The following is an 18493-nucleotide window of genomic DNA, read 5'->3' as shown; positions in this document are numbered from 1 at the left end:
AATATTTATAATTGTTTGACTGGCTAACTTCCTCCAACGTCTAATTTTCAAACTTTGCACAGGAGTTGTCCACTATAGAAATTGCCTACGTGGGTAGGCGATTGCACTTAAATTTGCTCAGTTTTATCTGGCAATATTTCCACAAATTTTCTCAGATGAACTGAAATTTAACCAATAAGCTCCAGTATGCCATTCTAAAATTCAGGTCGCCATTAACACCCAATCCTAAATTTAATTTTTAATTGTTGATGTATTGATTTTCTGGTCTGGAAACCCCTGGACTTGTACAAGAACTTATATTTAATTACAGCAATTTTAGAATTGTTATGCAAATACACAGCATAAACAAAAAAAATCCAAGAAAATTTACTTTGTATTTTTTATTTTGACAACATGTTAACTTTGTTATACATTTATGTCAACTTCATCACCAATTTGTAAAATTTTTTCGGCTGATGATGGGGAGAGTTGAGTATTAATACTCAATCGATAAAAGTGATTAAAAGGCGATGAAGCAACCCAATTTGGCAAAGTTGCTTGTCGCTGGGTTGTAAAGATTTTTTGAAAATTTGGGTAAACTTTCCCTAAGTAAGAATCGCGTGTTGGGACTATACAACGCTGACATGGGTTAACCCCAAAAAAGTCTACATCTCCCACTCGAAAAGAGACTAAATCACCTTGTTCGCTAAATAGCCGATCTTCCCAAAATGCTGGTACACCACCAATTTCGATGTTGGCACGCATCCGACGGCGCATTTCATCTACACTTAAACCAGGAAACCAAGAAGCTACTTCTGCCAATGTGGCCGTACTAATTACTGTTGGGCCAAGTGAGTGTGTATCGTCAGGAAAACCCATTAAAGAGTTTTGTCTCAATGTGACAGCAAACTCAAAATAATCACTTAAAGTTGCTTCTAAGGCTTGCCGTTCCTCATCCAGGTGAAAAATTTGTTGTAAGTTGCGATCGGGAATTTGCAACGAGATAGTTCTATTTAAGAGTGCAAAATGTGCCCTTATTAAATGGATTTTAGCATGACGCTTACCATTGACAAATCTACCTTGTTCGTCAAAAAGGGCAAACTCGCGGTCATACTCTAGTGCGCCACTGGCAAGAACTCTAGCGTTCTCAACTTCAACACCATCCAGTGATTTAACTGGATACAGTAAAATCTTAGCTAGGTAAGGCGTCACGTCGCTTCGCTCCGAATTCAAAATTTCAAAACTTGTACTGAACTTGTCGAAGTATTCAAAATCAAAACATTTTAGACACCCATAAATAAATTTAGTTGCTTTGTATCATCAGTCGTTTTCGGTCATAGCAATATTTCGATTTGAGATTTGGCGAAAAGTCGCAGTATCTTGCAAAGAGCGAACTGAATTTTTCAAGACGGATTTTGGATTTTAGATTGGTGATTTAGTAGTCCCCAATCTAAAATCTAAAATTCTTTTGTTAATCAGCTATTTGAGCAATATTGTTTGTTAATTTATGGATATATTGGCGATTTATCGATTCCGCCAACATGATTTAAAGGCCAGAAGCGAACTACAGCACGTCCAATGATATTCTGGCGAGGGACAACACCCCAGCAACGGCTGTCATAACTACTGTTACGATTATCACCCAGTACTAAATATGAATCGGCTGGTATAGTCTGGGGTTTGGCCAAAAAAGGTGGCTGTGGTCCTGATTGGCAAACATCAATAACTGTAGTCTGCCCAGAACTGAGGTAATTAGATTCTGGGAGAGGTTTGTCGTTGATATAGACTTTGCCATCCTTAAGTTGTATTTTCTCTCCAGGTAAGCCAATTATACGTTTAATAAAAGCATCTTGATATTGTTCTTTTTGTAGCTCTTTCGTCGGTGAAAATACTACTATATCTCCCCGCTGTGGGTCAGCAAATTTATACTTCAACTTATCGACAATAATTTTGTCTGCCTCCCACTGGTTTGGCGTACCATGCAGAGTTGGTTCCATTGAGCCAGAAGGAATCCAGCGTGCTTCAGCAACAAAGGTACGAATTCCCAGAGCTAGAACGATGCTCAATACAATTGTTCTACCTAGCTCTGCGATCCAGGAATTATCGGGTTGTTGACTAGAGTTGTTATCAGACACTTGATTATGCATGAAATTACTTAACTTAACGAAAGACGTAGGTAATTAACTCGCCTAGTGAGACTTTATTTGTTAATCTTAACGGGAAAATTTTAATTTCCTAATTATGTTTGCATCTTGACTACCAATTTTAGATTGTGGATTGGGAAGGAGGAAGGAGGCAGGGGGCAGTGTTTCGACTACGCTCAACAACCGGGCAGGGGGCAGGGGGCAGGAGGTTTGAATTTAGATGAGGCTTTTATATGAGACGCTTTTGCGTTCAACTTTATCTAATTGCAGTCCACCAAATCGGAGATTTTGTGGGGGACTTAAACTCCTGCTGCCTCTGTTGTTAAAAATAAACTTTTTTTTAAGGTGCGGCAAAAATTGGTTACTCCGATCGCGAATAAGTTTAACCTAAAAGCATGGTTCTCTGTAATACATAGCTCGCTGTCTAAACTTGGTTATCCCTATGTCATCTCCAAAAATGTTACTGATTCGCCGCGCTCGCATAATCTTACCCGATGGTGAACTGATGGTTGGGGATGTGTTGACGCGCGATCGCCAAATAGTCGAAGTTGCGCCAGAAATCTCCCAAACAGCACTAGTCACTGAAATTGACGCAGAAGGCTTAACTTTGTTGCCAGGAGTTATCGATCCGCAGGTGCATTTCCGAGAACCTGGACTAGAACACAAGGAAGATTTATTCACCGCCAGTTGTGCCTGTGCTAAAGGGGGAGTCACTTCTTTTTTAGAAATGCCCAATACGCGCCCCCTAACTACGACACAACAGGCTTTAGACGACAAGCTAGAACGGGCCTCACACAAATCCTTAGTTAATTATGGCTTTTTTATTGGGGCAACAGCAGAGAATTTACCAGATTTGCTTTTAGCAAAGCCAACACCGGGAATTAAGATTTTCATGGGGTCGATGCATGGTCAGTTGTTGGTTGATGGCGAAACAGCATTGGAGGCGATCTTTGCCAAAGGCGATCGCTTAATTGCCGTTCATGCCGAAGATCAAGCTAGAATCAACCAACGCCGTCAAGAATTTGCCAACATTCACGATCCAGCCGTTCACTCGCAAATTCAAGATAATCAAGCGGCGTTGCTGGCAACCCAACTAGCATTAAAACTTTCTCAAAAATATCAACGTCGTCTGCATATTCTCCACATGTCAACTGCCGAAGAAGCAGATTTGCTGCGTCAGGAGAAACCGAGTTGGGTGACAGCAGAGGTGACACCACAGCATTTGTTATTAAATACTAGTGCCTATGAAACAATTGGCACATTAGCACAGATGAATCCACCTTTGCGATCGCCCCACGATAACGAAGTTCTCTGGCAAGCTTTGCGCGATGGTGTGATTGATTTCATCGCGACAGATCACGCACCGCACACCTTAGAAGAAAAAGCTCAAGAATACCCCAATAGCCCTTCAGGAATGCCTGGGGTGGAAACTTCCCTCGCTTTGATGTTAACTGCGGCGATGGAGGGCAAGTGTACTGTGGCTCAAGTTGTGAACTGGATGTCTAAAGCTGTAGCTGTAGCTTATGGTATTCCGAATAAGGGAGCGATCGCCCCTGGTTATGATGCCGATTTAGTGCTTGTAGATTTAAACACATACCGCCCAGTACAGCGCGAGGAACTTTTAACCAAATGCCATTGGAGTCCTTTTGAAGGCTGGAACCTAACCGGCTGGGCTAAAACCACCATTGTCGGCGGTGAAATAGTTTATGACAAAGGCCAGGTAAATACGCAAGTGCGGGGTCAAGCTTTAACTTTCTTGTAGCAAATATTCATTTAACTTTACAGCAACTACATAAGATATATTCCTCCCCACCCTTCACGCCAGATTGCGTGGGTGGGATATTTTTTGACCTCACAACGTAGAACTTTGCTATCTTTAAGTGTTTCAAGTTAAATATCACAAAGACACGATAAATCGCCGTCAAGACGAAAGATTGACTATTGTAGAGACGGCGATTCATCGCGTCTCTTTCACGTTAAGGCGATTCATCGCATCTCTTTCACGTTAAGTTAACACCAATGCTATGCGTACCCCCTCTACGCAAAAGCTAGCTATAGGTAGTGTCTCGTAGAGAAGGCACTTCGTTTAAAAAAAACTTAGGTATTCTTCCAGTCGGATAAATCGAATAAGTCGGATAAGAGTAAACAAGCTAATGGAATCGGATTGTGATTCATCTCATGATGCTTGTCCACAGAAATAATCAAAGAGAATTGCTATGTCCTTCAAAATTTTGGCTTTAGACGGTGGCGGTATTCGTGGAATAGTTGCAGCACGAATACTTCAACAAGTAGAACAAGAAATCAGAAATCAGGGAAAAGGAGAGTTTTTACACGAATACTTTGACATGGTTGCTGGTACTTCTACTGGTTCGATATTAGCAGGAGGAATTGCTATTGGAAAGCAGAGCGATGAACTCATTAAAATGTATAAAAATAGAGGTAAAGATATATTCCCTCTGGAGATAAAAGAGCGCTACAAAAATTTTCCGTCTATCATCAAATCAATTATTGAGGTATTTTCTCCATCTAAATATTCTCATGATGGAATTACTAGTGTCCTCAAAGATGCCTATAAATCCACAAGAATCAAGGATATCGAAAAACCTATTCTTTTGATTCTTGCTTACGATACGCTATATCGCAACACAACCTTTTTTACAAATTGTCATCCCGATTTAGGAGACAGATGGTACGATGACTGTTATTTATGGGAAATATGTACCGCTTCTGCCTCAGCACCTACTTTTTTTCCACCATATAAATTAGAACCTGTAGATAAACAAAAATTTGGTGACTGGGAATTCCCACACATTGATGGAGGAGTTTCTGCTAATAACCCTGCTCTTGCAGCTTTGAGTTTAGCGATGAGGATTAGCCAGTCTTCAGTATCTCCAGAAATCAAGCAACAATATAAACTAAATAATCTGCGATTAGAAGATATTTCTATCCTTTCTATTGGCACAGGTCAAACTGGTCAACCATATCAATATAAGCAAATAAGTAAATGGAGAGGTTTAGACTGGATCAAAAATCTTACTAACATCTTCATGGAACCTACATCTGAGATTGATAGTACGATTTGCCGACAAATTATGGGTGGATATGAGTCTAAACGTTACTTACGTCTTCAGTTTGACTTAAATGAGACATTTAAACCCAAACCAAAAGAGACTTATAAAGATCCTCGCATTGTCTTACCTCCAGAAGAGCGGAAAAATAAATTTACAGGGGAAAAAGTAACTGAAGAAATAGATAATACTAATTCCAAGATTATTCAGCAGTTAATAGATACTACCTCTGCATTCATCGATCAAGGTCTTACGTATTACACCAGAGACGATTCCGGTTCTCCAATAAAAAAGGCGATCGCGTCTTTTATTAAAGATAACTAGCCATCTGTGTCATTATTTACAAGTGTCTACAATTGGTTGGGGTTTGGATACCCATCCAATTGATTTTTATATGTCGTTCAAGACTTTTTCTGGCTCGTTCCATCAGCTTAGATAATCAAGGAGCGATGCCCTTCTCTACGAGACGCTCCGCGTAGCTTGCTTCTCCGAAGGAGTACGACAGGCTCAGGGTAAGACCTACGGTGGTAAACTACGCACGTAAGCTCTAGCAATAACTGCCTTATTTGATAAATTATAGAAATTGTATTTAATTTACTAATTAAACTTTGTATTTCTGATAAAGTTTAGTCAAGTCAAGCTTTACCTCTTCTTTGTACTACTCCGATCGCATCGTAATAACACCTAAGTTTTCTAATTAATAATTAACGAGGAGAAGATATAAAAAAAATTTAGCAACAAAATAGAATGTGTCATCCAATACATTTTTCTCAGCCCTGTTTTGTGTTGTTGCCGCAGTATTTACCGAATGTTTTCCATGAGAACTGAGGCAGAGAAAATAATATGTTTTTAGACATTTTAGCTAGCCTGCAACGGTTATTTGTTGGTTATATTCCAGCAGTTGTATTGGGTGGTTTCATTGGATATTTAATCGGCATAAATAGCATGGTTTATCAGCTATTTCGGCTGATATTTCAGATACCACATAGTATCCCTCCTATAGCTTTGCTACCTATTGCTCTGATCGCGTTTCAAGAGAGCGACTCGGCTGCTATTGTAGTAGTTTTTGTGGGCACTCTCTGGACAATGATTATTAATACAGCAATAGGAATGCGGCATTTCAAGAGACAGAATAATAACTTTCGAGTAGCTATTTTTCATATATTTCATGCCTTGAAAGTTAGCATTTGGGTAGCCTGGTTTATCGTTATTGCCACAGAAATGTTAACAGGCCCAAGAGGACTTGGCTTTACCCTCTGGGATGCTTATAAAGCTAGCAATACTGATTACATAATCCAGGAAATCTTATACATCGGTATCATTGGCTTTTTGCTGGATCAGTTATTGGATTTTGCAGCCTATATTCTCTCGCAAATGGTTTCAGATGGGAAAAAATCTTCTTAAAGTTTATCTAGGCTTGCGGATTGCACCCTGCCAGCTAATAGTTTGCTTGGCAGAACGTATTCCTAAAGAACGAGTTGCTACGACTTCAATATCAACGTTGACACCAGGGCGTAAAGCGTCGTCAGGAATTTTAAGCTTGCCCAAAGCTAGAGTAAAACGGTTGTAGTCACGAGTCACAAGTTCTGTGGGAATATCCCCTTCAAATTCAGTTTTGTAGCCAGAAAAACCGTGCGAACTATCTTGGGCCCGGAATTTGACGCGAAATTGAGTATTAATAGCATCAGACTTGGCTGCCAAATCGACTATTTTTAAGTTGAGGTTTTGTCCGGCATCGGCAAACTCTGCCACAGCTAACCGAGTGACATCTTTTTTGGGAATGGCATGGTTAACGGTAAATGTTGTTAAGTTAGCCTCACTTTTGCTGTTACCTTCAACCCATAATTCCTCAGAAAAAGTAATTTCTACTTGTTTGTTATCAGTTAAATTTAATGTTACGGCTTGATTGCCAAAGCTGGTAATAGGTTGTCTTTCTTGCCAAACTATTTGAAAAGCTTCTTCTAGACGCTGTTCAAACTCTCGGTAATCATCGGCGATCGCAGAACCAGGTGCAAGTAGAGAAGCTGCGCCTGTGCGTTGATTCCACTTATTCTTGGAGAGGTGGAACTGTTTATTTACCAGTTCCGACATTGCTAGCTGCACAGTTGGAGTATCAGCTGCCAAAGGTTCCTTGCTATTAACAATACTTAAAATTCCTAAGCGCCCTTGGCTACCATCGCTACCATCGCTGCCATCTCGCCCATCGCTACCATCGCTACATCGATAAACCTTTTCAGTACACTTGTAATCAGGGCTACCAGGAGTTCCCTGGCAGGTTTTTACTTCCCATCTTCGTCTGTGACAGTTACAGCCTTCCGTACCCCTACCACCTCTACCGCCGCGCCCACCTTCTCCACCAGTTGCCCGCACAGAAAGATTCCGTAAGTCTGCCAAATTGCTGTAATACACTGTCAGGGAACCACCATTTCCCCCATCTCCTCCTTTGCCACCATTACCACCGTTACCACCATCTGGTGCGTTTATATCATGGCTGACGCGATCGCCGCGTTGGGAACCACAGTTAGGTTGATAACCATCTTCCCCGTCTTCCCCGTCTTCACCATCTTTGCCCGACAAGTCAAGATTTACAGGTGAACCATTGACAAAAATATTTTGGTTTTCACCGCTGCTACCATTTCTACCCGATCGCCCATCGGTTCCGGCACGTCCATCTCTGCCATAATTTCTAGCTGCTTTATAGTATTCTTCAGAGGCAAGGGCTGGACATAAAACTGAGCCAGAGGCAGGCAAAAAGCTAGTAAATAAGCAGAATGTCAGCAGTAGTGGCAGTTTACTCCTAAAACCATTGTGCATCTATTTACACCTAAAACTTTAGTTGAATTATCTACTGCTGACGCTGACTTTCAACAATTTGCTCCCTCTTGTCCAGTGACTTTACACTCACGATGCACCTTAAATTCTGAGTTACCAGAGGTACGGTAACAGCCTGTATCGAACTTTTTCGGTGTAAGCGTCGTAGTCCTTGAGTTCTTGCTTCAAAAATTGTTCTTCAAAGGCAATCCGCACAACTAGTAAACTAATGGGAACGATCGCTAGCAATGCCGCAGCGTAAGACTCCAGCCACAGAGACATCCCAATCATGTCCAGAGTTACCCCTGCATACATCGGATGCCGTACAATGCTATAGACTCCCGTATCGATGACCGTTTGTTGCCTATCTACCTGATGCTTCACCACAGGGATCGCGAATGTATTAGCTTTGAAGGAAGCAGAGATAATCCACCAACCTGCAATAAAAAAGATCAATCCCACAGCCGAAGCGATCGCTCCTGGCTTCACCAGCAGCTGAAATCGAAACACATCTAAAGGAATGAAGGCAACCAAACCGAGGAACGCGATCAGCAACAAACTGGTGATAATCTTGTCGGTAAGTGGTTGTTCCTTTTGGATAGGAGGCTTGAACCGTTCATCGAGCAAGTCTTGATTCTCTCGGAAAACACCAATCATCGTGGCGATCGTCGCAATTTCGACAACGCCGAGGAATAACCAAGCACGCCACCAGTCGAATGTTCCTGCTGGCAAGAATAGTAAACCACCAAAGATAGCAATGTTCCAAACAATTGCGATCAGTACCTTTAAAATAAACATCTCTGATTTACCTAATGGCTAGGCTTTTACTTTCTATTTTTAGCAATTGGATTTGCGATCGCTACAGTCACCTACAAGTGATTCTAGCAATGCCCGAGCTAGTGGGCTATTTCCCAATACGGTTCGGTTAAAGGGGAATTAAAAACCTTTAACCGCAAACCCATTTCCCTTTTCCCCAAACCCTATTCTGAGTTCAAAATGCTTATCCGAACCCTATTGGGCTATCTCCTTGATTTGTGAGGTTAACTTGCAAGTGCTATCTAAAATAATCACCAACTTGAACTTTCTTACAAGTGATTAGAATGAACAATCTTTCGTTTTGCTGTTTCAACCAGCACAGAAATTACTAGCGAACTGAAGCCAATTATTTTGAGCAAGGCATTGACTGCATGTGTATACTCCCATTGGTTACGATATCGCGTCCAGTTTGACGGGACGCGATTAGTCAGCCACGTTGCAAATTCCGCGTTCATGGGGGCTACAAATATTACCCAACTCACAAGAGCCAGCACTAAAAAAATCGCTCCTACTAACGTCCAATAAAATGTTGAGCCACGTTTACGGACGAGGAACGCCAACACAATTGCTGCTAGAACTGAGCCAATTTCAAATGCGGCGCCAACTGAGCCAAAATACCGATAAACATTTTCAAAAACGGTCACTTTTACCCAGAGTTGTTGGTCAAATTGTATTCTTCGCGGTAGTTCTAGCAAATGAGCCATAGACAAGCCTAGACTGAAGGAAGCCAGCATCATTGTGATAAATCGCCACAATTGTATAAGTGTCATTTGGCTTTGCCTCACAGCAGTTGCTACCATGTTTCACCATATAATATGCAGATGAAACTCTATACACCTATCAAGTGGTATAACTGTCAATACTACTCAGGTTTTGGATTTTGAACTCAGAATTGGGGAAAGGGGAAAAGGTTAAAGGGGAAAGGTTAAAGCTTTTTTCTTTGCCTTTTCCCCAAAACCCGACAAGTATTGAAACCACATCTGTTGTAGAAGCGCAAGGTCTTGCGCCCCTACTGTATGGTCTTTTACTTGAAAATAGCTGTAACTATCTCAAAGCGATCGCCCATAAGAGTAACTAGCAACTTGGGTTAAAATCGGCCATTTTAAAGCAAGATAGTAAATGTCCAAGTGTGACACACTTATGAAAAAGGATTAGCTTCTGTCACCACTTCTGGCAGTGGAATAAACTCTGTTTCATCTGGCACGCTAGCAAAACGAGAGTCGCGCCAATCAGCTTTAGCTTGCTCTATTCGCTCTGGTCGGCTAGAGACAAAATTCCACCATTTGTAGCGTGTACCTAACGGCTCACCGCCAATAACAATACATCGAGCAGCAGTTGTAGCAGAAACTTCAACCCGATCGCCTGGCTCTAGAATAGCGAGACGATATTGCTCCATCGGTTCATCATTAATCCTCAATCCCTCTGTGACACTATATACTGCCCTTTGTGAATAATCTGTAGGGATAGTAAAGTGGGTGTTAGCAGACAACACCGCATCTAAATAGAGAATAGGTGAGAGAACTTTCACTGGTGAGGTGTAGCCAAATGCTTGCCCAGCAATAAGTTTGATGATAACGCCATTCTCTTCCCAGGTGGGAAGGATTTCAGCCGGATAGTGAATGAAAGTTGGCTCGGTTTCTTCGTGTTCAACAGGCAGGGCAACCCAGGTTTGAATGCCATGAATAGTAGCTTCTTGGCGACGGTCAAAGTCAGGCGAGCGTTCTGAATGGACAATCCCTTTTCCCGCCGTCATCCAGTTAACTGCACCTGGTTGGATTTCCTGTACAGTACCCAAACTATCGCGATGCATCAAAGCACCATCAAATAAATAAGTTACCGTTGCCAGATTAATATGAGGATGTGGTCGGACATCGATGCCTTGATTGGGGGGCATAATGGACGGGCCAAGATGATCGAAAAAAATAAACGGCCCAACCGTTTGGCGATTAGGATATGGCAAACTGCGGCGGGCAGAAAAACCACCCAGATTTTTAACTTCAGGTTCAATCAGTTGAAGAATTGCCATAAATCATCGCAGGTGATTAGTAAATGCTGTAATTATTATAAGTATATTTACTTGGAAATCGGCTAATCTTGATAAGTTATCTGTTTGTTTTGTAGACTTGAGTTTTTCCGATTAAGTATTTAAACATTAAACATAGCCCCCGTCAGTATTGTTTCTCAACCAGAGAGTCTTTTGACAAGTGCGATCGCTCACATTTAACTTTCTTAAACTTCTGATTGGATTTCAGTTTCCTACTATTGAGGAAATTAATTGTAACCAATTAGCTCAATTACTATTAGATTCTGCAAAACCCCGTCCATTATTACTAGATGCACGGAGTCAAGCTGAGTATGCAGTAAGCCATATCGAAACAGCAGTACGCATAGATCCTCTCACAGATGACTTAACAGCAGTTGCAACAGTTTCCCAAGATAGACCAATTGTTGTGTACTGTGCTGTTGGCTACCGGAGCGCAAAATTAGCCCAAAAACTGGATGAAGCCGGGATTAAGTGCATTTATAACTTGAGTGGTGGAATTTTTCAGTGGGCAAACGAAGGCAGGCCGATCTTTCAAAATGGTCATCCAACAAAGGTTGTACATCCTTACAATGCAATCTGGGGAAAACTGCTAAAAGCTACTTACCATGCTTAGAAGTGTTGACCTTTGGACTAAGAGGTTCTTTGAAAAGTAGTTAGCTGTGATTTTAGGCACTTGTTGATCCCCCCTAACCCCCCTTTTTAAGGGGGGAACCAGAATTAAAGTCCCCCTTTTTAAGGGGGATTTAGGGGGATCTAGAACCTTTTGCTAGCAACAAGAGGACTTTTCAAACATCCTCTAACAGCTTGTCAACATTAAGCAAGTAGAATAAAAGCAACGATAAAACTACTTATACTGCATGTCTCAAGTTTCGATTGTCATTCCTACTTTAAACGAAGCAGTTAGCTTAGAGCGGACATTGCGGCAATTGACTTTACTTAATCCGCCTGCTTTTGAAGTGATAGTAGTAGATGGTGGCAGTGATGATGAGACAGTGGCAGTTGCAAAACAATGCTTTAGGTCATTCAATCAGTCGCTAGGCGTACAAGTTATTTCATCTGAGCGACGTGGGCGTTCTATTCAGATGAATTACGGAGCATCGGCTGCAACTGGAGATATTCTTTGCTTTCTTCATGCAGATACTTGGGTGCCGGATGACCTAATCGCTGTAATCGAGCAAACTCTAGCAGAGTCAACCATTGCCTGTGGGGGGTTCATTTCTCTGATGAGTGGATCTCAAACGACTCGCTGGGGCATCTCTCTACATAATTATTTAAAAACCTTCTATGCACCACTGCTATTTAAGCCTCACCTGTTTTTTCGAGGATTGCGCCTGTTGTTCGGAGATCAGGTAATGTTTTGTCGTCGCACTGACTTTTGGGATTGCGGCGGATTTGATGAAGCATTACCGATTATGGAAGATGGAGATTTATGCCTGAGATTGGTTAAAAAAGGACGTATTTATCTAGTGAACCGCATTGTTCACTCTTCCGATCGCCGCGTCGCAAAATGGGGTAGCTGGAAAGCAAACGCAATCTACCTTTATATCGGTTTTTTGTGGGGCATTGGCGTTGATGCAAATTATCTCAAACAATTTTATCAAGATATTCGCTGATTCAGACTCCAGTCATAGTAGAGATAGGAAATCGGCGTTGAGGCATTTATTGGCAGGTCTATTTCTAGGTAGGAGCGGATATATTCTGGAATAGAGGATTTGACCTTAAGAAAATCTTGACGATACCATTTAAAGATTTTGCTACAGTAGAGCGTTTTACTATCTGAGTCATAACGGACTTTTTCAGGATTGTTAATAAAGCGACGGGTATCTTCATCTAACTGCTGAGTAACTTGTTGAGGAAAATAAGCTCCAGCCCGCAGTAACGGGCAACCAACCGAAGCGCAGACAATTGCAAAATGAATTCGTGGCTCCTGCAATTGATTCCGCAGAATTTGGTTCTCTATTTGGGCTAAACTGTAATGCTTGTCAAATATATAATAAGCACGACGTTGGAAGAACCACAAAAAAGCCAACCAGTTGGGAATGCCTAAGATGCGCGGACGAATTGATTCAAGCGGGTATCTTTCTAAAATTGTCGAAATGGTGAACGCATTGTAAAGGTTGATCCACAATGCCAATTGCTCAGAAGTGTTGCTATTAGATGTAAAAGCCAGATTTTTTTGACTCGACAACCAATCTGCGATCGCTTCAGGTTGCTCAGTTTTCCAAGCAATATAGTTTACACGACCTTGGCGATCGACATACTGACGCAACAACCTGTCCCAAGGTTCAAAATCAATCATTATTGCTGTGTTTATATGTTGTCCGTTGTTTTTACTTATACCTATACCAATTAAATCCTCAAAATAGAATGAAATAGCCCCAATTTAAAGCTAAAAGAATTTTTTGGTTTCGCGATCGCAACGTAGAGTTGAATTTGTACAAGTATTTATTTAACGAATTATAACAATACTATCTTTGGCAACTTGAAATCAGCGATACACTGAGAAAAATTCCTTGAGGAAGCGTTGATGGCACGGTCAAACGGGGTTACAAGTGAAACGTCTGTAGAGGAATTGCCTACAGCTTCAGACAAAAATACGATCGCAATTGAAAATCCGCCTGAACCAGTGGAGGATGCCCAGGATATTGATGACATATTGAACTCACTAAAAACCTTACTGAGTTCTCTAGAAAAGCTCCAAAAAGTCCGGCAGGAAGTGGGCGATATCAAACCGTTGATTGGGCGGATGCTTGATGGAGAACTAGTTGCTGGTGAAGAACTGGAGCAACTCAAGACAGGTGTGAGCGGTCTTTCTCGCCTTGTTCGTGCTTATAATGACCATCAAGTAGCGTTGGCTAAAGCACAACCTGCTAGAGACTTGCTAGATCAAGTGCTGAAAGAACGTAAAGCTAATTGAGTTGGGATTGGGGATTGGGAAAGAAATTCTTTAGATATTTGGTTGGAGTCCCAATCTCTAATTTAATAAGCGATCGCACTTTTTTGAGAGAATTAGGAGTGCGATCGCCTTTACATCGCCTTTTGGTATGTCTACGGTAGCAAGGTAAAGCCCTAAAGGAAGTATGCTACTATACTCTACTTATTATTGATATTTTTCTTAATAATTTGCTAATAACCTAAAATAGGTTATGATGACAAAAGCCTAGTATTACTTGCGAGGTAGGTATCGTAATGAAGATTAATAGAGAGAATCTACCCTTAGACCAGATTCTCTTAGAGGATAGCTTACAACTGCTGAGTAATCTGCCAGATGAATGTGTTGACTTAGTTATATCTTCTCCACCTTATAATCTAGGCAAAGAATACGAATCAAGACAGGCTCTTGAGATTTATTTGGCAGAACAAACAGCCGTTCTGCTTGAGTGTAGCCGGATTCTCAAAAATACAGGTTCGCTATTTTGGCAAGTTGGTGCTTTTTCTGACCGAGGAATGCTAATTCCTTTGGATATTCGCTTTTTTCCGATTTTAGAGTCATGCAGATTAATTCCTCGCAACCGGATTATATGGGCTAGGCAACATGGTCTTCATGCCCAAAAAAAGTTTTCTTGTAGACATGAAACTATTCTTTGGTTTACTAAATCAGATAACTATAAATTTAATCTAGATGCTATTAGAGTTCCCCAAAAGTATCAAAATAAGAAACATTATCGGGGAAATCGGAAGGGGGAACTTTCATGCAATCCAGACGGAAAAAATCCTGGTGATATTTGGCTATTTCGGAATGTGAAACACAACCATGAAGAACAAACTATACATCCCTGTCAATTTCCAGAAGACTTGGTAGCTAGAATTATCTTAGCTACAACTAACAAAAATGATCTTGTTCTAGATCCATTTATGGGATCTGGTACTGCGGCAGTGGTTGCCAGAAACCATGAACGCCATTTTATCGGCTCAGAAATTGAACCAAAGTATCATCAAGTTGCGTTGCGTCGTCTCAGTGGTAATCCAGATAAAAATGGTTGTTTTCCAAATTTAAAAACATTACGCGATTATGTTGAAAAAACTGGTCAATCTATTGATAAATTTAAATTTGATGTGCAAGTAGGAAATAAAGCTTCAGAACGCAGCAAAGCAAAAATTTCTCCAGAAGAGTATCACTTGCAAGAAATGGAAGATAGATTAATCTATGAAGAATCTGCTTTTGCAGCTAATCTAAGAGGTGAAGAGATTCCAATAGATCCAAAGCTTAATGGTAACGGTCAAAAGACCTCTTTGCAAAATCCAATATTAAAAAAAATAGAAGAAGTAGAACAAACTGAACTGAGATTATGGAGTTAATAGAGAAATTATTACAATAAGCGAAGCAGACAACGACTACGGGCTGAACGTCCAGCAATGATTTGGCATTGGCGACTAACTCTAGTATTCACAGTTCTAGAATATCTTTTAGATGAATACTCAGTCCAGATGATGGGTACTATTGTATTTTGTTGTTCAAATAATCCAACCAATCTGATTGGTACATCAAAAACTTGGTATTTAGTCAAAGCTTTTAACTGATTAAGAGCTTGCTCGTAATAAAGAGTGCTATTAGAAGCAGGAAACATCAGAGCCTTTGTTACTATAATTACCAAATTAGTCGGGTATCCAACAAATTCAGTTTTAGCTTTGAAAAACAATTCTGAACGCAAAGTGTTATTGAGTAAATAGGCATAGTGAGAAAATTGAATTTCAATGATGATGCCAGATTTGGCCAAATCAACATCTGTACCTAAAAATTTATAAGGTGCTGGAATGAAAATATTTGATTGCCAACCATCATGAATAAAAGCAGCTTTAATATATTCGTTCGTACCTACTGGATCAAATATTGTATTACCCTGAATTCCAGCTTGATCTGAAGCCTTGATGTGCAAAGGCATTCTAGTAAGAGTATTACTAATCTCATGCCATTCGTTCTGGTATTGGGTATTAATGATTGTATCTGCTGCGTTAAAGTCAACATACTGAATAATGATTATTATGTCTCCTTTTGGTATTTCAACAGTTCTTTAATAAAAGCAAGCGGATCGATTTCCAGAACTTGGGCAACTTGTAAAAATTCAATCACGTCAAGACGACGTTCTCCACGTTCATACTTTGATACATAAGATTGTGGAAGCTCTAGCTTGGCTGACAACTCTGTTTGAGTAAGCTTGGCAGCTTTCCGAGCTTCTATAAGTAACTGGCGAAACCGATTGTAATCTTCACTGAAAACTGATTTAGGCACCTTAGCTCGCCTTTTTTCTGGCGATGGTTTGTTCGATCTCGATAAAAGTTAGTAGATATTGCTAAACTCTGTTAAATTCTAAAACCTAATATGGGATAAACCCAAAATAGGTTTAAAAAAGCTACTATATGACTAAATCTGTGGTTTCATTTGAAGGATATCAAATTTTGCAAGATATCTACTTATGATAATGAATGTTGCACCCGCCATTTTAATACTAGGTCAAAATAGCGTGACAGTAGCACGCAAAATAATCACTGTCCTACCAGGGGCAACGCTATACGGTTTAGAGGGTCGCACATCTGGGGTTGATATTAGCTTTACGAATTTTGGCGAGACGCTGCGCGAGTTATTTGTGCAGGGAAGGCCGTTGATTGGCATTTGTGCTGCCGGCATTTTAATTAGGACGTTAGCTCCAGTAATCTCGGATAAACGACAGGAACCACCAGTGCTAGCTGTGGCTGAAGATGGTAGTGCTGTTGTCCCTCTTTTGGGCGGACTTGGTGGAGTAAACGATTTAGCGCGTCGCATTGCCGAAGCCTTTGATGTCAAACCAGCAATTACGACCACAGGCGATTTGCGTTTAGGCACAACGCTGTTATCTCCTCCCCCTGGATACCATTTAGCAAACCCAGACGATGCGAAGAAATTTATTTCAGATGTGCTAGCTGGGGCGCAAGTTAATCTCGAAGGAATAGCACCTTGGTTAAGCGATAGTAAATTACCGATAGATCCCAAGGGAGATTTGACCATCCAAGTTACAGAACATTTGGTGGCTCCTACAGCCAACTGCCTTGTCTACCATCCAGCAACGATCGCGATCGCAATTAGTGGCATGATTGATGATGCAGTAGCTTTAGTACCACAGCTACTAGCTGATGCCAAACTAGAAAAAGCATCAGTCGCCGGGATATTTGCACCCATCACCGCCGCAGTCGATCCCGCAATCCACGCCGTAGCTAGCGCCTTGAAAGTGCCCACCCGCTTTTTTACCCCAAATCAGCTAGAAAGTCTACTTTCACAAGGTTATAGCCCCGCCCAAGCCGCAGCGATCGCCGCCACAGGTACATCCCCTTTATCTTCTCCTTCTGCTAACATTGCGATCGCTATTGCCCCTCAAGTAATTGACCCCAATACCATCGGTCAGCCACGCGGACGGTTAGCGATTATTGGCACGGGCCCTGGTGGTTCGCCGTGGATGTCTCCCGAAGTGAAGGAGATACTCAAGTCGGCAACTGACCTAGTGGGTTATAAAACTTATTTAGATTTAATTGGTTCTCTGGCTGATGGCAAGCAACGGCATGAATCTGACAACCGCGAAGAAGAAGCACGAGCCAAGATGGCCCTTGATTTGGCTGCATCTGGGCGATATGTAGCTGTAGTTTCATCTGGCGATCCCGGTATCTATGCAATGGCAACAGCGGTTTTTGAGGTATGCGATCGCTATGCTAAACCCGAATGGGACAGTATCGACATTCATGTGGCCCCAGGCATCTCTGCAATGCAGGCAGCAGCAGCAGCCATTGGTGCGCCCCTTGGGCATGACTTCTGTGCTATTTCCCTTTCTGATATCTTGAAACCTTGGTCTGCGATCGCCCAACGAATTACGGCTGCTGCTGAGGCTGATTTCGTTATTGCTTTCTACAATCCTGTTTCCAAAGAGCGTACTTGGCAACTGGCAGAAGCGAGAAATATTTTGCTGCGACATCGAACACCAGATACACCAGTAGTATTGGCCCGGAATCTCGGCCGCCCAGGACAAACGGTAAAAGCGATCGCACTTGAGCAGTTAACGCCAGCAAGCGCTGATATGCGGACAATTATTCTCGTTGGTTCCACAAAAACCCGAACTATCAAGCGCCGTGATGGTAATATCTGGGTTTATACGCCGCGTCGCTATACACACAAGAAAATCTGAGGAACATGCATAAAAGTTCCCAAAAACGTGCAACAGCAACTGGTACATCATCAAAATTTTGAATTTTTACAACAGCAGTCACAGTTGTGCTACTATACAACTCGTGTATGTAGTTCATACAAACAAAAATTCCAATAAGTCTCACTTATCTGGAATATAAATAAGTAAAAATCATTGATGATTACGCTATGAAAAAATAAATTATTATCAAACAAAATACATTTCTCAAAATTCATAATTTATTCTGAATTCTGGACAATTAGCAAAGAAATCATCAGCTTTAAGAACCTCACAAAACAAGAAAATTTGGTGATATAAGAATTCATTAATGGGTCTAAGTTCCCGATTGAGAGCGAAGCTCCTTCTCTACCAAAGGCTTCTCTTGCAGTGACGCTAACGCTAACGCTAAGGAATCCTTAAGTGTCTTGATTTTGACTTCTGAATTTTTACTTCAACAAATTTTCATTGGAATTTTAACATTCT

General features: G+C 41.2%; 18 protein-coding genes. 9 read left to right on the top strand and 9 right to left on the bottom strand.

The window, feature by feature from the left end; genetic code table 11:
- Positions 1 to 405: 405 nt before the first annotated feature.
- A complete protein-coding gene (locus NSTC731_RS30860) occupies positions 406 to 1191 on the bottom strand; it encodes an MOSC domain-containing protein (RefSeq protein ID WP_445628271.1) in 786 nt (261 codons plus the stop codon).
- 293 nt (positions 1192 to 1484) lie between these two features.
- The gene (gene lepB, locus NSTC731_RS30855; RefSeq protein ID WP_445628270.1) at positions 1485 to 2126 is read right to left on the bottom strand and encodes a signal peptidase I; all 642 of its coding nucleotides are present in this window, start codon (positions 2124 to 2126) and stop codon (positions 1485 to 1487) included.
- Between the two features lie 439 nt (positions 2127 to 2565).
- On the opposite strand from lepB, the gene NSTC731_RS30850 reads away from it, so the two are divergent.
- From NSTC731_RS30850 to NSTC731_RS30840, 3 genes are all read left to right on the top strand, one after another.
- On the top strand, positions 2566 to 3885 hold the full coding sequence (locus NSTC731_RS30850) for a dihydroorotase (protein ID WP_334700157.1): 1320 nt from the start codon (positions 2566 to 2568) through the stop codon (positions 3883 to 3885).
- 454 nt (positions 3886 to 4339) lie between these two features.
- The gene (locus tag NSTC731_RS30845) at positions 4340 to 5515 is read left to right on the top strand and encodes a patatin-like phospholipase family protein (protein WP_445628269.1); all 1176 of its coding nucleotides are present in this window, start codon (positions 4340 to 4342) and stop codon (positions 5513 to 5515) included.
- A gap of 519 nt (positions 5516 to 6034) precedes the next feature.
- Positions 6035 to 6595: a nitrate transporter gene (locus NSTC731_RS30840; RefSeq protein ID WP_445628268.1), complete on the top strand. Its 561-nt coding sequence runs from the start codon at positions 6035 to 6037 to the stop codon at positions 6593 to 6595.
- Positions 6596 to 6598: 3 nt separating this feature from the next.
- Here NSTC731_RS30840 and NSTC731_RS30835 read toward each other — a convergent pair whose 3' ends face one another.
- From NSTC731_RS30835 to NSTC731_RS30825, 3 genes are all read right to left on the bottom strand, one after another.
- On the bottom strand, positions 6599 to 8005 hold the full coding sequence (locus NSTC731_RS30835; RefSeq protein ID WP_445628267.1) for a collagen-like protein: 1407 nt from the start codon (positions 8003 to 8005) through the stop codon (positions 6599 to 6601).
- Positions 8006 to 8116: 111 nt separating this feature from the next.
- Positions 8117 to 8800 (bottom strand): methyltransferase family protein, encoded by a 684-nt coding sequence (locus tag NSTC731_RS30830; RefSeq protein ID WP_445628266.1) that lies wholly within the window; start codon positions 8798 to 8800, stop codon positions 8117 to 8119.
- Between the two features lie 287 nt (positions 8801 to 9087).
- Positions 9088 to 9588 (bottom strand): hypothetical protein, encoded by a 501-nt coding sequence (locus tag NSTC731_RS30825; protein WP_445628265.1) that lies wholly within the window; start codon positions 9586 to 9588, stop codon positions 9088 to 9090.
- Positions 9589 to 9698: 110 nt separating this feature from the next.
- Here NSTC731_RS30825 and NSTC731_RS30820 point away from each other — a divergent pair, with 110 nt between their 5' ends.
- A complete protein-coding gene (locus tag NSTC731_RS30820) occupies positions 9699 to 9896 on the top strand; it encodes a hypothetical protein (protein ID WP_445628264.1) in 198 nt (65 codons plus the stop codon).
- Between the two features lie 60 nt (positions 9897 to 9956).
- On the opposite strand, the gene NSTC731_RS30815 is transcribed toward NSTC731_RS30820, so the two are convergent.
- Positions 9957 to 10844 carry a pirin family protein gene (locus tag NSTC731_RS30815; RefSeq protein ID WP_445628263.1) on the bottom strand — a complete coding sequence of 296 codons (888 nt, stop codon included), beginning with the start codon at positions 10842 to 10844 and terminating at the stop codon, positions 9957 to 9959.
- Positions 10845 to 11022: 178 nt separating this feature from the next.
- Here NSTC731_RS30815 and NSTC731_RS30810 point away from each other — a divergent pair, with 178 nt between their 5' ends.
- Positions 11023 to 11475, top strand: coding sequence for a rhodanese-like domain-containing protein (locus NSTC731_RS30810; RefSeq protein ID WP_445628262.1), 453 nt, complete (start codon positions 11023 to 11025; stop codon positions 11473 to 11475).
- 244 nt (positions 11476 to 11719) lie between these two features.
- Entirely contained in the window at positions 11720 to 12475 is a 756-nt protein-coding gene (locus NSTC731_RS30805; protein ID WP_445628261.1) for a TIGR04283 family arsenosugar biosynthesis glycosyltransferase, read from the top strand.
- On the opposite strand, the gene NSTC731_RS30800 is transcribed toward NSTC731_RS30805, so the two are convergent.
- Positions 12460 to 13161, bottom strand: a complete 702-nt coding sequence (locus NSTC731_RS30800) for a DUF547 domain-containing protein (protein WP_445628260.1) — start codon at positions 13159 to 13161, stop codon at positions 12460 to 12462. The two genes, NSTC731_RS30805 and NSTC731_RS30800, sit on opposite strands and share 16 nt — an antisense overlap.
- A 228-nt stretch (positions 13162 to 13389) precedes the next feature.
- Here NSTC731_RS30800 and NSTC731_RS30795 point away from each other — a divergent pair, with 228 nt between their 5' ends.
- Together NSTC731_RS30795 and NSTC731_RS30790 are read left to right on the top strand one after the other, a co-directional pair.
- Positions 13390 to 13779: a hypothetical protein gene (locus NSTC731_RS30795; protein ID WP_445628259.1), complete on the top strand. Its 390-nt coding sequence runs from the start codon at positions 13390 to 13392 to the stop codon at positions 13777 to 13779.
- Positions 13780 to 14051: 272 nt separating this feature from the next.
- Positions 14052 to 15161 carry a DNA-methyltransferase gene (locus NSTC731_RS30790; protein WP_445628258.1) on the top strand — a complete coding sequence of 370 codons (1110 nt, stop codon included), beginning with the start codon at positions 14052 to 14054 and terminating at the stop codon, positions 15159 to 15161.
- A gap of 11 nt (positions 15162 to 15172) precedes the next feature.
- On the opposite strand, the gene NSTC731_RS30785 is transcribed toward NSTC731_RS30790, so the two are convergent.
- Positions 15173 to 15799: a BglII/BstYI family type II restriction endonuclease gene (locus NSTC731_RS30785; RefSeq protein ID WP_445632215.1), complete on the bottom strand. Its 627-nt coding sequence runs from the start codon at positions 15797 to 15799 to the stop codon at positions 15173 to 15175.
- Between the two features lie 44 nt (positions 15800 to 15843).
- The gene (locus NSTC731_RS30780; protein WP_099103407.1) at positions 15844 to 16092 is read right to left on the bottom strand and encodes a helix-turn-helix domain-containing protein; all 249 of its coding nucleotides are present in this window, start codon (positions 16090 to 16092) and stop codon (positions 15844 to 15846) included.
- A 184-nt stretch (positions 16093 to 16276) separates the two neighbouring features.
- Here NSTC731_RS30780 and cobJ point away from each other — a divergent pair, with 184 nt between their 5' ends.
- Positions 16277 to 18010, top strand: coding sequence for a precorrin-3B C(17)-methyltransferase (cobJ, locus tag NSTC731_RS30775; RefSeq protein ID WP_445628257.1), 1734 nt, complete (start codon positions 16277 to 16279; stop codon positions 18008 to 18010).
- The last annotated feature ends 483 nt before the right edge of the window (positions 18011 to 18493 follow it).

Source organism: Nostoc sp. DSM 114167, assembly GCF_052692655.1.
This window is presented reverse-complemented; position numbering and strand designations above follow the sequence as displayed.

Excerpts from the sequence above, each read along its gene's own strand:
- lepB (WP_445628270.1), bottom strand. The coding sequence starts at position 2,126 with ATGCATAATCAAGTGTCTGATAACAACTCTAGTCAACAACCCGATAAT.
- NSTC731_RS30850 (WP_334700157.1), top strand. The coding sequence starts at position 2,566 with ATGTCATCTCCAAAAATGTTACTGATTCGCCGCGCTCGCATAATCTTA.
- NSTC731_RS30845 (WP_445628269.1), top strand. The coding sequence starts at position 4,340 with ATGTCCTTCAAAATTTTGGCTTTAGACGGTGGCGGTATTCGTGGAATA.
- NSTC731_RS30840 (WP_445628268.1), top strand. The coding sequence starts at position 6,035 with ATGTTTTTAGACATTTTAGCTAGCCTGCAACGGTTATTTGTTGGTTAT.
- NSTC731_RS30835 (WP_445628267.1), bottom strand. The coding sequence starts at position 8,005 with ATGCACAATGGTTTTAGGAGTAAACTGCCACTACTGCTGACATTCTGC.
- NSTC731_RS30830 (WP_445628266.1), bottom strand. The coding sequence starts at position 8,800 with ATGTTTATTTTAAAGGTACTGATCGCAATTGTTTGGAACATTGCTATC.
- NSTC731_RS30825 (WP_445628265.1), bottom strand. The coding sequence starts at position 9,588 with ATGACACTTATACAATTGTGGCGATTTATCACAATGATGCTGGCTTCC.
- NSTC731_RS30815 (WP_445628263.1), bottom strand. The coding sequence starts at position 10,844 with ATGGCAATTCTTCAACTGATTGAACCTGAAGTTAAAAATCTGGGTGGT.
- NSTC731_RS30805 (WP_445628261.1), top strand. The coding sequence starts at position 11,720 with ATGTCTCAAGTTTCGATTGTCATTCCTACTTTAAACGAAGCAGTTAGC.
- NSTC731_RS30800 (WP_445628260.1), bottom strand. The coding sequence starts at position 13,161 with ATGATTGATTTTGAACCTTGGGACAGGTTGTTGCGTCAGTATGTCGAT.
- NSTC731_RS30795 (WP_445628259.1), top strand. The coding sequence starts at position 13,390 with ATGGCACGGTCAAACGGGGTTACAAGTGAAACGTCTGTAGAGGAATTG.
- NSTC731_RS30790 (WP_445628258.1), top strand. The coding sequence starts at position 14,052 with ATGAAGATTAATAGAGAGAATCTACCCTTAGACCAGATTCTCTTAGAG.
- cobJ (WP_445628257.1), top strand. The coding sequence starts at position 16,277 with ATGATAATGAATGTTGCACCCGCCATTTTAATACTAGGTCAAAATAGC.